At 62.5% G+C, this 349-nt stretch carries 1 protein-coding gene; it reads left to right on the top strand.

Translation table 11 applies throughout. The features are described 5' to 3' along the window. The coding region (locus AB4Z50_RS36345) for a hypothetical protein (RefSeq protein ID WP_441887385.1) at window positions 1–275 on the top strand (275 nt) is incomplete at its 5' end. Window positions 276–349: the final 74 nt, after the last annotated feature.

Below are 349 nucleotides of genomic sequence, written 5' to 3'. Positions count from 1 at the left end.
CTTCGGCGCTCGGCCAGCAGCTGGTGGCGGGGAATGACCCGGCAGGGAATCCCGCGAGTCCGTCTCAGCGGACGGTGACGCCAATCGCGACCGCGCTCGACCAATCGCCGTTTCTCGGCGGCGGCGGGTTGTCCGACAAGGTGGTCACGGTGTCGGGTCAGTCGATTACGCTGCCTTTCTCGAAGCTGAACCAGTATCTCGAATGGTTGGGCCGCATCTTTGTCGTTATCTCGCTGATTGGCGCGCTGCGCATCGTTCTCGGAGGGTTTAAGTAATGCCGACAATTCTGCTTGCATTGCTCGGCGGGCTGGCGCTCGTCGTCGGTTCGTTGGTCGGGCGTGTGCTGATC

This window comes from Paenibacillus sp. 2TAB26 (genome assembly GCF_052115145.1).
GTDB lineage: Bacteria > Bacillota > Bacilli > Paenibacillales > Paenibacillaceae > Pristimantibacillus.
The sequence above is the reverse complement of the archived record's forward strand: the minus strand, read 5'-3'. Positions and strand labels throughout refer to the sequence as shown.